The sequence below is a fragment of the Deefgea sp. CFH1-16 genome (assembly GCF_016881365.1).
GTDB lineage: Bacteria > Pseudomonadota > Gammaproteobacteria > Burkholderiales > Chitinibacteraceae > Deefgea.
The window spans coordinates 645,405-658,816 of sequence record NZ_WLYT01000001.1; the positions used below are offsets into that span (position 1 = coordinate 645,405).

General features: G+C 42.4%; 17 protein-coding genes and 1 pseudogene. All 18 read right to left on the reverse strand.

Annotated features, from left to right (window positions below; all coding sequences use genetic code 11):
• Positions 1-129: 129 nt before the first annotated feature.
• Complete coding sequence (locus GKO28_RS03415; protein ID WP_182075362.1) at positions 130-732, reverse strand: hypothetical protein; 603 nt, start codon at positions 730-732, stop codon at positions 130-132.
• Entirely contained in the window at positions 672-1,025 is a 354-nt protein-coding gene (locus GKO28_RS03420; RefSeq protein ID WP_182075363.1) for a hypothetical protein, read from the reverse strand. Before GKO28_RS03420 ends, GKO28_RS03415 begins: the two co-directional genes overlap by 61 nt.
• Positions 1,018-1,656 carry a hypothetical protein gene (locus GKO28_RS03425; RefSeq protein WP_182075364.1) on the reverse strand — a complete coding sequence of 213 codons (639 nt, stop codon included), beginning with the start codon at positions 1,654-1,656 and terminating at the stop codon, positions 1,018-1,020. Before GKO28_RS03425 ends, GKO28_RS03420 begins: the two co-directional genes overlap by 8 nt.
• Positions 1,653-2,699 carry a hypothetical protein gene (locus tag GKO28_RS03430; RefSeq protein ID WP_182075365.1) on the reverse strand — a complete coding sequence of 349 codons (1,047 nt, stop codon included), beginning with the start codon at positions 2,697-2,699 and terminating at the stop codon, positions 1,653-1,655. The genes GKO28_RS03425 and GKO28_RS03430 overlap by 4 nt, the downstream gene beginning before the upstream one ends.
• The gene (locus GKO28_RS03435; RefSeq protein WP_182075366.1) at positions 2,656-3,672 is read right to left on the reverse strand and encodes a type II secretion system protein GspK; all 1,017 of its coding nucleotides are present in this window, start codon (positions 3,670-3,672) and stop codon (positions 2,656-2,658) included. The genes GKO28_RS03430 and GKO28_RS03435 overlap by 44 nt, the downstream gene beginning before the upstream one ends.
• Positions 3,672-4,268, reverse strand: coding sequence for a prepilin-type N-terminal cleavage/methylation domain-containing protein (locus GKO28_RS03440; RefSeq protein ID WP_182075367.1), 597 nt, complete (start codon positions 4,266-4,268; stop codon positions 3,672-3,674). The genes GKO28_RS03435 and GKO28_RS03440 overlap by 1 nt, the downstream gene beginning before the upstream one ends.
• A complete protein-coding gene (locus GKO28_RS03445; RefSeq protein ID WP_182075368.1) occupies positions 4,261-4,692 on the reverse strand; it encodes a hypothetical protein in 432 nt (143 codons plus the stop codon). Before GKO28_RS03445 ends, GKO28_RS03440 begins: the two co-directional genes overlap by 8 nt.
• A gap of 60 nt (positions 4,693-4,752) precedes the next feature.
• Positions 4,753-5,181 carry a type II secretion system protein gene (locus GKO28_RS21015; RefSeq protein ID WP_282099220.1) on the reverse strand — a complete coding sequence of 143 codons (429 nt, stop codon included), beginning with the start codon at positions 5,179-5,181 and terminating at the stop codon, positions 4,753-4,755.
• Entirely contained in the window at positions 5,182-5,634 is a 453-nt protein-coding gene (gspG, locus tag GKO28_RS03455) for a type II secretion system major pseudopilin GspG (protein ID WP_182075369.1), read from the reverse strand.
• A gap of 10 nt (positions 5,635-5,644) precedes the next feature.
• Entirely contained in the window at positions 5,645-6,844 is a 1,200-nt protein-coding gene (locus GKO28_RS03460; protein WP_182075370.1) for a type II secretion system F family protein, read from the reverse strand.
• Positions 6,841-7,641 carry a GspE/PulE family protein gene (locus GKO28_RS21020; protein ID WP_203563885.1) on the reverse strand — a complete coding sequence of 267 codons (801 nt, stop codon included), beginning with the start codon at positions 7,639-7,641 and terminating at the stop codon, positions 6,841-6,843. Before GKO28_RS21020 ends, GKO28_RS03460 begins: the two co-directional genes overlap by 4 nt.
• Entirely contained in the window at positions 7,634-8,509 is an 876-nt protein-coding gene (locus GKO28_RS21025; protein ID WP_203563886.1) for a GspE/PulE family protein, read from the reverse strand. Before GKO28_RS21025 ends, GKO28_RS21020 begins: the two co-directional genes overlap by 8 nt.
• A 507-nt stretch (positions 8,510-9,016) precedes the next feature.
• Entirely contained in the window at positions 9,017-9,571 is a 555-nt protein-coding gene (locus tag GKO28_RS19125; protein ID WP_247646322.1) for a polysaccharide biosynthesis protein, read from the reverse strand.
• A gap of 1 nt (position 9,572) precedes the next feature.
• Positions 9,573-10,528: pseudogene (locus GKO28_RS19135) on the reverse strand (polysaccharide biosynthesis protein).
• Entirely contained in the window at positions 10,449-10,907 is a 459-nt protein-coding gene (locus tag GKO28_RS03485; RefSeq protein ID WP_203563887.1) for a hypothetical protein, read from the reverse strand. Before GKO28_RS03485 ends, GKO28_RS19135 begins: the two are co-directional and overlap by 80 nt.
• A 63-nt stretch (positions 10,908-10,970) precedes the next feature.
• A complete protein-coding gene (locus GKO28_RS03490; RefSeq protein ID WP_247646326.1) occupies positions 10,971-11,534 on the reverse strand; it encodes a sugar transferase in 564 nt (187 codons plus the stop codon).
• Between the two features lie 30 nt (positions 11,535-11,564).
• Complete coding sequence (locus GKO28_RS03495) at positions 11,565-12,509, reverse strand: SDR family oxidoreductase (protein WP_182075372.1); 945 nt, start codon at positions 12,507-12,509, stop codon at positions 11,565-11,567.
• Entirely contained in the window at positions 12,499-13,398 is a 900-nt protein-coding gene (locus tag GKO28_RS03500) for a glycosyltransferase (RefSeq protein WP_182075373.1), read from the reverse strand. The genes GKO28_RS03495 and GKO28_RS03500 overlap by 11 nt, the downstream gene beginning before the upstream one ends.
• Between the last annotated feature and the right edge of the window lie 14 nt (positions 13,399-13,412).

The following is a 13,412-nucleotide window of genomic DNA, read 5'->3' on the forward strand; positions in this document are numbered from 1 at the left end:
GTTTGGCTGCTTTTGGCCTGACTCTGCGTTGAAAAACGCTTGCATAGAATGACTATGCCACGCGTCTTTCGCCTTGTTTCAGGCCAAAATCAGCACAAACGCGATCCGCAAACCAAACGTCAACAGACCCTAACGAGTTTCTAAAGCAGGCCCCGATAATGGCAAGCAAATCACGCCTTTACTCGGTTGTAACAAATAATCTTGGGTGGCCAGCCGATCACCGGGCTGAACCACACTAGATTTTGATTTTTCTGCTTTCGCCACCACGCCTCCGCGAAAAGACACCTTTTCGCCATTGACGATAATGTCGCCCGGCGGCGTTACTGTTTTAACCGCATTCGCCGAGTTGGCTGAGTTAGCCGCTGGCGGCGGTAAATCCAATGTCGCCGGCATCACCACAAAATAAGGTTTGAGCCCCACCTTAATCTCGGCCAGCACATTCCACTGCGCCACAACAGGCAGCGACGCGCCCATTTTGTTCGGCCGAATAACGCTGGTAACGACCGCCACCGCCGATGCCGGACGCCCCTGCGCCACTGTGATCGGACTGGACGCGGCTTTGGTCGCCTCCCGTGCAAAAGGCGCTATGGTCTTTGCCGCCAGTCGAATGCAGATTTCACTATCTCTAATTCGCACAATCTGGCTGCCATCTGGCAATTCATCGCCTTGCTTTAGCTCTTGAGCTGGCAAATCAGCCACTTTGACCACGACATAGCTTTGCTTGGCACGCATAAAGCCGCCCATAATGCGCCAGCTCTGTACTTCATGCTTTTTTGCCCAAGTAATCCATCCCAAAAGCCCAATTCATACAGCGCTAAATAGCTGGCTTGCTGATCAACCGGAGCGACAATCGATTCCAGCGCTGCCATATTAATCAGCTCGGTGCGCGCTTTAGCTTTAACGATTTTTTTAGGCTGCGCTGGCAGCCAAGTATTCAAGCCAATCACCAAGCCAATCAGCACAAAAAACAGGATGAGTAAGCTGCACCAATGCCGATTGGTCATCTTGCTGAGGAATTTATTCATGTTTTTCCTCGCTGGCGTCGCTTTCGCGATAATAAGCACTCACCACTGCCTCGACTCGGGCGGCAGATTGGCCTTTGGGGGATTGGCCTTGTGCGGATTTTTTACCTGGGATAATTTTGAAAGATTCAAAGTGCAGCACTGGAGAGCTGTCCATATCGGCCAAAATAGCGCTGAGCGCTGCATGCTCATAATCAAATGCCAAATTAGCGCGCATACTTTTATAGCCAGCGGGCAATTGCACACTCATGCCACCCAAAATCGCCAAACCAACATCTTGGATCACCCCACTATTGGGATTGCTGGGCTGCGCAGTCTTAAGCATATTATTGAGTCGGTCACTTAAAGCTGCCCGTTGCATGGCTTGATTTTTATTGCGCCAAACCATCTGCTCTAGCTGATTCACGGTGTGCGCTAAGCGCTGAGCGCGTTGCAACCAATGCACTTCGGTGGCCAATTGCTGATAGTTTTTAATTTGTTGCTGTTGCTTAAGATAAGCCGCTTGCAGCTGAACCACCCGTTCTTGCCAAGTGAGTAATTGATAAATCGCCAAAATCGATAAAATCGCCGCCAAGGCCAAACGCGCCCGCAGATTTTTGCGTAAAACACTGAGCCATAAAGACAAAACTTTCATTTTGTATCCTCTTTAGGCGGTGTCATTTTCATACTGAGTTTTCTGCTGTTATTGGCGGCCAAATCAACCTGAACTTCAGAAAACTGCCCTCCTTCTGAAAGTCGCCGCACAATCTCTAAATCAGAGGGTGGACTATTGGGCCAAGTCATCGTGATATTGAGATAATCAGGGCGCCAATCAAATTCTTGCAGCTTGACTTGATCACCCATTACTTTTTGCACCACTTGCATTAATTGCAATGGATTTGAATTGGGTTGCAAAGTGGCTAAATCTTCGATTTTTAACGCCGATTGAATGGCGGATGCTTTGGCTTGATTAATCATCGCCACTTGCTGCTTTAAAGCCTGTAATTTGGGTTGATTTTTAGTAATGGCCTGCTGTAAATCGAGTTGCTGCGCCAATAAATACCAAGCAAAGGTAAAAATCAGCCCCACAATAAAACAATAAATCGTTGATTCATAATAAAGTTTTTGATTACCTAATTCAGAGCCTAAAACAATCGCCCACTGCGGCTTTGGTGCGGCAATTAATTCAATAGCATGAACCGGTTCATGCTGTAATGGCTGAGGTAATTCATTACGCCAATTTTCTGCAGTAAATTCGCTGTGTTTTAACCAACGCGACTGAATTAAATCACCGTTTTGCCATACTTGTATTTCATGCATTCCTGCTGCAGTAGCTGAATAAATACCGTTTTCTTGGCGTGGATAACAACAAGCTTCAGGCCGAGCGCGTGTCCATTGAATACCCGCTCCCGCTGCTTGGCTTATTTTTTCGAGATAAATGGCATCACAAAACCAGATTTCTGCACCTTGGCTATTCCAGTGCAACATAAATTGGGTTTGTTGAAATTGCGCCATTTGTGGCAATTGAAATGACAGCGTAGCCGCCCATTGACTACGCGGAATTCGTTGTAAATCGATAAAGCGAAATTGCAATAAGCTACGCTCGATAATCCAATATTGCAAAAACGGCAAACCGGGCTGCGTTTTAATCCCACTAGAACTGCACAGGTGTAACGTTGGCTTGAAGTGGTCCTTCATATTTTTGTTCCGGCAAGGGTATAAAAGCTGAAGATGATGCAGTACTGGTTAATGGCTGATGCTGTATTCGATAACGATATAACTCATTCCATGGTTTGCTATCAGCAGTGGGCGTAAGAGACAACACAATACGCTGTTGCCAATTATTTTCTGGGCTACTTAAAGTCAAACGCACGTCATCACCGGGGAAATGCGTAATGCCATACCCCATCGACATCGGCTCGCGCCCCAATAAAATTAAGAAGGTATCTGCGGAAAAAACAATACCAGACTTTCTTATTTCCAACAATTTATTTGCAGTTGAGTCGTTAATTCCTAACATTACCTGTAATGCGTGACTAGATGCTGTATTGGGATTAAACCCATTGCTACTGAGCACCGAAACATCGCCCTCAAACTGCGAGCGGCGTAATAAATTGGCCTGATCACGCCAACTAATTAATTCAAAAAGCTCTTGCGGCGTGAGTAACGGTGAATTTCGTGGTCCACGCAGGCCTAGTTGCTGATAGTCCGCTTTTTCTGCGCCATTGACGCGTTTAAAATGGTCGGCATCTTTATAATCTTCTAATACGTCATACAACTGATCTTGCAGTGAACTATTTTCAATGCCGTGTATTTTTAATAAGCGACTGAATACATCATGGTCAATTTTATTTAAATTAATTAAACCGCGAAGATCTTGTAGTTGAACTAAAACACCACTTTTATTTTGATAAATCGAATCATCCAGCAATACTTTATCGCCTTGTATCCCAATACCATCACGGGACTTTGGTGATGTTAACAGGCGGTAAATCATTTCATTTTTTGCATTAAATAATTTTAACTCAGTCGCAACAGCATGCTGTGAATATGCCGCTTGATCTAGCTTTAAATCATAGCGTTCAGCTAAATAATTAATCAATACCGATAAAATCGCCAATATCGACAACACCAAGGGCAAAACAAAGCCAAATACATCACGCTTTATCATTATGGACTAGCCGTAAATTGAGTATTAAATTTTCTTTGCCATGGGTTATTATTCATAGAAAAAAACCATTTAATTGGAAATTCAGATTCACTCAAGCGAAAAACGACATATTTAGGTTGAACCTTGGCATCAAAATTAAAATCAGATCTTTTCCATACTGAAATATCTTCATTTTTATCATTCAAATATAGCCACTCGGCTTTCCCTGCAGTCCATTCAAATAATACGATCGGTGCAGTTTCACCAACTTGATAGTTCAATTGTCCACCGATATTATTATTTTTAATTTGCAATACAAAAGGCACCGGCACACCATCGATCTCATTAATCGATGATAAAGTTAAACCTTGTATTTGACGCGAATCACCTTGCCCACCATGCCCCCATTCATCGTCAAGCCAAACCATGCCAGATAAGGTGCGAGCGATCCAGGCCTGAACCCGATATTGGCTGGTTAGTGTTTCTTGTTCAATTTGTCGATTAAAAATATTTAGCACATTGGCAAAAAATTGAAATGATAAAGTAACCACTAGCAAGACTAAAACTAGCGCCACCAGCATTTCTAGCAATGTAAATGCAAACTGTCGTTTAAACACCGGGCAGACCTAATTTGTCTTTAACTTGCGTTCGGCGATAACCCAATAAAATAATTTCTGCGGTATACACCACATCCTGATCCGCACGTTTCATTTCTAATTCACCAGTAAAGCGCTGCACACTAAATTCACCCACAGTGCTATCGCTTTTTAAAGCTTGCACCGCTTGCCCTATTGGCATAGCGCGCCAATTTAAATGATAATCACCAAAGTCTTCACTCCCCTGCTGTTGTTGCATTGGATTGATGTTTTCCATATAAACTAGACTGCGCTCCAGCATATTTTGATACGCTAGTTCTTGTGCCATTCTGCCTTGTGAACGAACGATTTGGCTTAACCATTCCACCATCGCCACGCCCATAAAAGAGAGAATCACTAAAGAAATAATTGCCTCGAGCAAAATACTACCTTGTTTATATTTCATAAATCTAAACGAGCCGGATAACAATGGGGCGAACGCAACTCCCATCGGTAGGTTTCATCATTACTTTGAATGAACCACCACCCCACCACTACAAAACCCATTGGCTAAATAGCTAATATTTTGCTCCAGCGATAAATGATAATTTTCAGGTAAATCAGGCAGAGAATATATTTCCCCAGTTTGAACCGCGCTTAATTCAAAATCAGGATTTAAAACCAAGTCATTGTTTTTTGATTTAGCCAAATCAGGGATATAACTCAGGATCAAACGAATACGATCAAGTTGGGCGTCTTTTTCTAAAGAGCCCACCATTTTGCTTAGATTTGGCACGACCATTGCCGTTAACAATGACAAAATAACCATCACGACTAATACCTCAATCAAAGTAAAACCATTGATTAAGCCATTAATTAAGCATTTTTTTGTATTGTCACTTAGCTTGCTCTGCGGCACCGTGCTCGAGCTGCGCACCAAAGTGCTTAATCGCAATTAACTTTCACCTAACGGTAAATAACCAATATCGGCATCATTTTCAGTACCGCCTTGCACCCCATCTGCGCCAAAAGAATACAGCGCAAATGGTTTACCGGGTGCGCCAGGAAATGCATATTGATAAGGATTACCCCAAGGATCATCGGGCATTGCTTCTTCGAGGTATGGGCCTTTCCAGCGCTTGGCATATTTACCTTCGGTGGGTGGGGTAATTAATATGCCCAGCCCTTCCTCTGAGGTAGGAAATCGGCCAATATCTAATTTAACGGTATCTAAAGCGCCTTTTAACATCTTAATTTGCGCTTGTGCCGTTTGTATTTTGGATGAATCAACGCGTGAAAATATTTTTGGCCCAACCAAACCGACCAATAAGCCAATAATCACCATCACGACTAGCATTTCAATTAGCGTAAAGCCTTTTTGATTTGAAGAAACATTAACTATTTGCATTGTTTGACTCTCATATTTTAATGTTACTGATACTGGTAATGGCCAACATAATCGCCACCATCATAAAACCAACTACGCCACCGATGATTAAAATAGCCATCGGCTCGAGTAATGAGATAAATCTTTTTTGTGCATCAGCCGCCTTTGTGTCATGAGCCGTTGAAATTTGAATCAACATTTCAGCAACACGACCCGTTTTTTCGCCTACTGTGAGCATATTCAGATCAATTCGATCTAATAAATGATGCATTTTAATAGTTTCAGAAAAGCGAACACCAGCCCGTAGATCTTTTGCCACTAAACGCAAACGATTACCGACAACCGCCACCTCACAAGCCTCGATGGTTAAATCAATTGCTGAAATAATATTAACGCGATTGAGCAATAACATGCCAAGCATGCCACTCCATTGGCTTGATTGACGCTCAACTAACCATGTAGAAATCAATGGAAAATTCCAAAAAAAACTCACCCAATCATATTGACTGGCTATTTTTCGATATACAAAGACCCCGGCAATAGCCAAAAAAACCAGTCCAACACCAATCTCAATTAAATGACTACGAAAATAAATACCCGAACCAATGACTAATTTTGAAATAATCGGTAAATCAACATGGCCATTTTTTAAAATAGTAGCAAACCGTGGCACGACAAATAAAAAAATAGTTACAATTGCCAAAATACCGGTAACAACTAAAATTATTGGATAAATCAAAGCCGTGATCGCGTCTTTTCTGGCTCTAATTTCTTTTTGCCATTGATCGATCCCCGATTGCAATGCGCTACCTAATACTCCAGATTCTTCTCCAGCCTTGGCCAAGTGGCGAATATAAATTGGAAAATTCAGCTCGGGCAGCGCTAGCATTTTAGAAACTGTTTCACCGGATCTTAATCCGGGGAGAATTTTTTGCTGCAAAATTTGGCCTAAGGCAGTGCCATCCCAAGTATCGGCCAAGGTATATAAAGCCTCGCCCATTGGAATACCGGCATTGAGCATCCCTACCCAACTACTTAAAAATTGTATCCGTTCTGCTACGCCAATTTTTTTATTCAGGCCTTCTTTTTTATTTCCTTGCTCTTGCAATGAAGTAATTGATAAACCTTGCTGTAATAAAGTCGCAATTGCAGTATTTTTATCGATTGCATTAAGCTCACCTTTTCTGGTTGAGCCTAAAGTATCGATGGCGGTATAGATAAAAATACTCATTGCATAGGCTCTGCAACAGCATTAACCGCGACCCGACAAACCTCTTCGATTGAGGTCAGCCCCATTCCTGCTTTAATTAAACCATCTTCAAATAATGTGCGAGCGCTGCCAGCCAAAAATGCCATTGCGGCAATTTCGGTTGCCGGTTTTTTGATTACGATGGCCTGCCTTATTTGCTCGTCAACCTTCATTAATTCAAACAAACCCATACGCCCTGAATAGCCAGTTTGGCTGCATAAATCGCAGCCCACCGCCTCACGAAAACGATAACTATTGGCAGTTAATCTGGGGTTTTTGAGTAGTATTTCAGAATACGCAGTAGCATAAATAGCCGGAATTTCAATCGGCTGAGCACAACTGCATAATTTTCTCAGTAAACGCTGGGCCAGTACGCCAGTGAGTGCTGAGGCAATTAAAAAAGGCTCAATACCCATGTCTATCAGCCGGGTTGCAGCACTGGCGGCATCATTGGTATGCAATGTAGAGAAAACCATATGCCCAGTTAAGGCCGATTGAATCGCTATTTTGGCTGTTTCTTGATCGCGAATTTCCCCCACCATAATGACATCTGGATCATGGCGCAAAATGGCGCGCAATCCTGCAGCAAAAGACATGCCGATTTCGTCTTTCACTTGAATTTGCGTAATACCATCAATTTTGTATTCAACCGGATCTTCAACGGTGATGATTTTTCGACTTCGGTCATCCACTAAACGAATTGAATTATAAAGTGTGGTGCTTTTACCTGAGCCAGTCGGGCCCGTTACCAATACAATGCCATGCGGCTCATTAATCATTTTTTAAAAATTCAATTTCATGATCAAGCAACATACCGGTATCGGCCAAATTTGCTACCAATTCCTTTTTTTCTAATAAGCGCATCACAATCGATTCGCCATACACACCAGGAATCGTAGACACCCTAACATCTAAATCTTTACCGCCAACGCGCAGACCAATACGCCCATCTTGCGGTAAGCGCCTTTCGGCAATATCTAATTCTGATATTAGTTTAATGCGTGAAGTTACCGCATCTAAATTGGTAACCGAATATTCAAATAGCGTTCGCATAACGCCATCAATTCTAAATCGTATCTGAAATGAATTGGATCGTGGCTCAAGATGGATATCCGAAGCGGATGATTCGACTGCTTGAGCAAAAATATTATTCACTAACTCAACAATCGGCGCTTCTTCGGCCAATTCTTTAAGATGAGCCGCATTATCATTTGAAATAAATTTTGAGTTATTAATCCCATCGAAAAATCGGATTAAATCAGCAGTGCGCGCTAAGAAAAAATTTCCTGAAAACTCATCTATCGCAGAAAAATAATCTTTAAAAATAGGTTCATTAGGAAATCGTGCGACATAACATAAAACATCGTTATGATAAAAAGGGATCAATAAATTACTCTGGCACCAAGCCAAAGATAAATTTAAGGCCTCAAGGCACTGCTCAAATCCAGCCCTGGGTATTTCTTCATGCCATGTAGGGATATCTAAAAATTGCGACAAAGCGGGAATTAACTTATCTTCGGAAACGACACCCAGCCGAACCAATCGACTTCCTAGTCGCCCATGAATAAGCTGCGCTTGTTCTAGTGCTTTTTCTAAATCTGGTTTAGAAATTAGTTTCTGCTGAACTAAATATTCACCCAAACGCATGCGACGATATCCTTTAATCGATAATCAAAATCAGGCTGCGCTTTGTAAAAATTATTAAAATTTGAAACTAGCCAAAGCAGGCTAAGGCAGTAATCATTCCCCTATCATTTAAAGTAGAGTACGTACCAGAAACACGAAAACAATCATTCACTTTCAGTTCATAGTAACAAATCCTTTCTGTTGGCGTCATCAAAAACAAAAACACTGTCGTCATATTCAACACAAGCTGAATATTTGAGTAATGATGCTCAGTATCCTAGATGCAGTCACCTCAACCTTTCACATCCCAGCCACAAAAAGCAAAACAGCCCAGCTAGCACAATATCTAAGTTTGGAGTGCAAACTAGCCTACTTGTTTAGGCTAAAAATAAGCAGCAACATAAAAAATGGCGCAGAAAATTCAATTTTCTGCGCCATTAAACTTAAAGCGATTTAATTTACTTAGATTAGCCAATGCGAACTTAACAACTCAAGATATAAATCTGGGATAGAAATAAGGTTCGTCTGTTAACGTTCAAACAAATGGTCGCGCACTGCTTGGTCTGGTTTAAAACCCGAAACGCAGCGCTGTAATATTCCGATGATTTGCGCTGAGTCATTACCCACACAAGCAATACTCAGATCGGCAATAACTTGCTCTAATTCATCGAGCTTTAAGCATTGCTCGTTGGCTTTCATAATACGGGCGTGCTCGGTGCCGCTAACATTGTCACCAATCAGCAGTTCTTCATACAGCTTTTCACCAGGGCGTAAGCCAGAAAACTCAATCGCAATATCGCCCGCAGGGTTAGCATCGTCTTTGACTTTGAAGCCAGTGAGGTGAATCATCCGCCGCGCCAAATCCACAATGCGAACGGGCTGCCCCATATCCAGCACAAACACTTCACCACTACCACCCATGGCCCCAGCCTGAATCACCAATTGCGATGCCTCGGGAATCGTCATAAAAAAACGATTAATCTCAGGATGGGTGACCTTCACTGGCCCACCTGCCAAGATTTGCTTACGAAATAACGGTACCACCGAGCCACTTGAACCCAGTACATTACCAAAACGCACCATACTAAATCGCGTTTTTAACCGAAGGATCAAGCGCATAAGCTTGTAAGGCCAACTCAGCCATTCGCTTACTCGCCCCCATAACATTGGTAGGACGAACCGCTTTATCAGTTGAAATGAGGACAAAGGATTCAACGCCAGCATCAATCGCCGCTGCCGCGGCAGCGCGAGTACCGAAGGCATTATTTAAAATCCCTCGGTAATATTAAATTCAACCAAGGGCACGTGTTTATACGCGGCAGCGTGATACACCGTTTGCACCCCATAGCGCGCCATAATCGCCGCAAGGCGTAAGCCATTTTGTACCGAACCCAACACGGGGTGCAGCTCAATCGGTAAGTCTTGTTCACGAATAATTTGGCTTAACTCTTGTTCAATCGTGTAAAGCGCGAATTCGGAAAGCTCGTACAAGACCAAATGCGTCGGTTGATTTTTAATAATTTGTCGACATAACTCTGAGCCGATTGAGCCACCTGCGCCAGTGACCATAACGGATTTACCACTGATATTACGGGCAAGTAACTCATAATTGGGCGGTACGGGTTCACGCCCCAGTAGCTCGTCAACGCCCACTTCACGTGCATCAGCCAAGCGCACTTCGCCACTAACCAAATCGGCCATTCCGGGCAATATTCGCACTTCGACTGCTAAAGGCTCAAGCTGATTAACGATCTCAATCTGCCGCGAGCGCGGCGCAGACGGCATCGCCAATAACACTTGACCAACCCGGCCCATTGTAATTTGGGCGTACATTTGATCGTTGCTAAAGACTTTAAGCCCACCAATTTGCAAGCCTTGTTGAGCGGGTGAATCGTCAACAAAACCAATCGGCTCATACTCTTGCCCCGTGCGCAAAGCAACCGCCAACTGCCGCCCCGCGCTACCGGCACCATAAATCAGTACCGTTTTTTCGCTCTTTAGATAGCGGAGCCAATTTACGCAACAGGCTACGCGCAGCAAAACGACTAATAATAATAATCGCCATGGCCAATAGCCAAAAAATCACTAAAGAACCACGTGGAATACCGGTAATTTGCAACAACTGAATCGCAGCTACAAAACCCATCAGCGCCAAACTCACCGCAGTGGCAATGGTTAACACCGCCCTATCTTCAATATAACGAATCACCGCCCGATACAAACCAAAGCGTATAAAAATCGGTGCGGCAATCATAGAAGGCAAGAAAAACACCCACCATGCAAATTGAGTAGGGTAAGACCAATCATCTAAACGCAGCGCAATTGCCACCCAGAGCGCCAAAGGCAATAAAATAAAATCAAGCGCTAAAATCAATAGGCTTTTAGTTGTTCTAGGTAGTGCAATTGCTTTATTTAACATAATTAACCCGAGCATTAGAGCAAGACAAGCTTATTGAACGGCACATAAATCTTGAAATTAAAATCAATGCGTTATCCCATCTCGACGAATTACTTTTAAGAAAGTAAGTAGCATAATTTTTAAATCAAATAAAAATGACCGTCGCTGCAAGTACTCAACATCAAAACCTACTTTAACCGGGATTGGTAATTCATCACGACCATTAATTTGCGCCCAACCTGTTAAGCCCGGCCGAATACGATCCACACCTTTTTCAGTGCGTAGTGCAATTAAATCATCTTGATTAAATAGCGCGGGTCGTGGCCCAACTAAGCTCATATCACCAACTAAAATACTCCACAACTGAGGTAATTCATCCAAACTCGATTTACGCAAAAAACCACCAATCGGCGTTAAGCAGGCCTTGGGATCTGCCAACAAATGCGTCGCAACTGCAGGCGTGTCAACCCGCATAGAGCGAAATTTAGGCATTTTAAAAATGCGATTATTCATCCCTACCCGATCAGACCAATATAAAGCAGGCCCTTTCGAAGTCAGCCGAACCAATATGGCGACAACAATAATAGGTAAAATAAAAAACAAGCTAACTATTAAAGCCAGTAAAAAATCAAAACAGCGCTTCAACATAAAATACCTAAAAGCAGTTCGTTTAAAAAATTAAGCATTACGCTTCAAAAATTCATCCGCAGTTTTTTGTAAAGCTTCATCCACAGTGAATGGTGGTGTCCAGCCCAATACATTTTTGGCTTTTGAAATATCAACTTGTAATGAGCCACATAAACGCTGCGCCATCGCTTGCTTACCTAATAATCTAGCTCCAAACTGTAAGCACCACATTGGAATAGGAATCAAGCGCGAGGAAACACCCAACGCTTTAGCCATTTTTTGCAAAAGTTCGGTCGTTGATAAATCCTCACCATCACCAGCTAAAAAAATCTGGTTTGCTGCAGCAGGATGATCAATGCAAGTCACAATCAAATCAACTAAATTGTCTAATGCCACCAAACTGCGCTGATTATGAATTGCACCCAATGGTAATGGAATACCTTTATTCAACCATTTCATCATTGCCGCAAAATTAGCTTTTACCCCGGGGCCATAAACTAATGGCGGGCGAATAATAACCACCTCTAAACCCGTTTCTTTTGCCAGCTGAAGCAAGCCCTGCTCGGCCTCACATTTAGAAACCCCATAGGGATCAAGTGGCGCGGCGAGATCATCAGCAAAAAATGGCAATCCTAATTCTGTTGACTCGCCATTCACTTTAATGGAACTAATAAAAATAAATCGACGAACACCTGCAGCAACAGCTTGCCGTGCTAAATTTAAAGTGCCCTCAACATTCACTTGGCGAAACTCGGCAAGCGGATCAAGCGTAGCATCATTCATCACATGAACTCGTGCGGCGGCATGCACAATTACTTCAATGCCTATCAAGGCATCCGTCCATTGCGTGTGTGTATCAATATTGCCAATAACAACATCACCATTATTGCTACTACGAGCAACTGTCCGATATTCAACATTTTGTTGTTTTAAATAAAAACTAACAGCACTCCCAACAAATCCATTGGCACCCGTTATTAGAATTCTATTGATCATGTTTACGCAACATTAAAATAAAAGCGATAAAGCCCAAGCGATCACGGACTCGTCGGCGACAGCTAGAAATTGAAAACAATAATTTAAGCTTATTTAATAGCGAAGGATTTTTAATCCATTGAATAGGAAGTACATCATTCGCATTAATTGCATTTGCAATTAACATAATTTGCTCTAAATACCAGCCACCCGCTAATTTATTAAACCTAGATTTTGCCGCTAAAAATCCATTATTCACACCAACAACATTATTTGCATGCTGCCGATAGCGCATACTTGGTTTAGGATCAATATACCAATTCAAGTCATTATGCCGAGCCCAAGCATAAATAAACCAATCATGCAGCGCAATTCCTTTCATCTTCTCGCTATTATCGTTAAGTAATGCTTTCAATTGATTGGCAACAACGGCCGTCATCACATATGTACAACCTGGACCTGCAGCCTCAAAATAATGATCCCATTTTTTTTGAGCCTGAGCCTTATCAATCAATATTTCTCGACCATCGTCCCAGAATGCGGTCACATTACTTGAATAAATATTGGTGTTCTCTTTATCAAGAGTACTAATTGCACGAATTAGCTTGTCTTCAGCCCAAATATCATCTTGATCGGCAAATGCGACATAATCAAACTCATCAAATGATACATCTCTCAATAATCTAAAAAAATTTGCACCTGCACTACCGTAGCGCTCTCCATATTGCAATAAAAAGATTCTTGGATAAGTTATAGACAAACTATTAATTAATTCTTCAGTTCCATCATTCGAAGCATCCACACTTAAAAAGATAGAAACACCTACAACCGAAGATTTCAATATACTATCCAGTTGCTGACTAACATGGACAACTCCATTATACGCGGCTAACAACACAGCTACTTTCATGTTTTCTCCAAAAA

What these genes read in the sequence shown, in the direction of transcription:
- GKO28_RS03415 (WP_182075362.1), bottom strand. Translation starts at nt 732, where the DNA reads ATGCGTGCCAAGCAAAGCTATGTCGTGGTCAAAGTGGCTGATTTGCCA.
- GKO28_RS03420 (WP_182075363.1), bottom strand. Translation starts at nt 1,025, where the DNA reads ATGAATAAATTCCTCAGCAAGATGACCAATCGGCATTGGTGCAGCTTA.
- GKO28_RS03425 (WP_182075364.1), bottom strand. Translation starts at nt 1,656, where the DNA reads ATGAAAGTTTTGTCTTTATGGCTCAGTGTTTTACGCAAAAATCTGCGG.
- GKO28_RS03430 (WP_182075365.1), bottom strand. Translation starts at nt 2,699, where the DNA reads ATGAAGGACCACTTCAAGCCAACGTTACACCTGTGCAGTTCTAGTGGG.
- GKO28_RS03435 (WP_182075366.1), bottom strand. Translation starts at nt 3,672, where the DNA reads ATGATAAAGCGTGATGTATTTGGCTTTGTTTTGCCCTTGGTGTTGTCG.
- GKO28_RS03445 (WP_182075368.1), bottom strand. Translation starts at nt 4,692, where the DNA reads ATGAAATATAAACAAGGTAGTATTTTGCTCGAGGCAATTATTTCTTTA.
- gspG (WP_182075369.1), bottom strand. Translation starts at nt 5,634, where the DNA reads ATGCAAATAGTTAATGTTTCTTCAAATCAAAAAGGCTTTACGCTAATT.
- GKO28_RS03460 (WP_182075370.1), bottom strand. Translation starts at nt 6,844, where the DNA reads ATGAGTATTTTTATCTATACCGCCATCGATACTTTAGGCTCAACCAGA.
- GKO28_RS21020 (WP_203563885.1), bottom strand. Translation starts at nt 7,641, where the DNA reads ATGATTAATGAGCCGCATGGCATTGTATTGGTAACGGGCCCGACTGGC.
- GKO28_RS21025 (WP_203563886.1), bottom strand. Translation starts at nt 8,509, where the DNA reads ATGCGTTTGGGTGAATATTTAGTTCAGCAGAAACTAATTTCTAAACCA.
- GKO28_RS19125 (WP_247646322.1), bottom strand. Translation starts at nt 9,571, where the DNA reads ATGGTGCGTTTTGGTAATGTACTGGGTTCAAGTGGCTCGGTGGTACCG.
- GKO28_RS03485 (WP_203563887.1), bottom strand. Translation starts at nt 10,907, where the DNA reads ATGTTAAATAAAGCAATTGCACTACCTAGAACAACTAAAAGCCTATTG.
- GKO28_RS03490 (WP_247646326.1), bottom strand. Translation starts at nt 11,534, where the DNA reads ATGTTGAAGCGCTGTTTTGATTTTTTACTGGCTTTAATAGTTAGCTTG.
- GKO28_RS03495 (WP_182075372.1), bottom strand. Translation starts at nt 12,509, where the DNA reads ATGATCAATAGAATTCTAATAACGGGTGCCAATGGATTTGTTGGGAGT.
- GKO28_RS03500 (WP_182075373.1), bottom strand. Translation starts at nt 13,398, where the DNA reads ATGAAAGTAGCTGTGTTGTTAGCCGCGTATAATGGAGTTGTCCATGTT.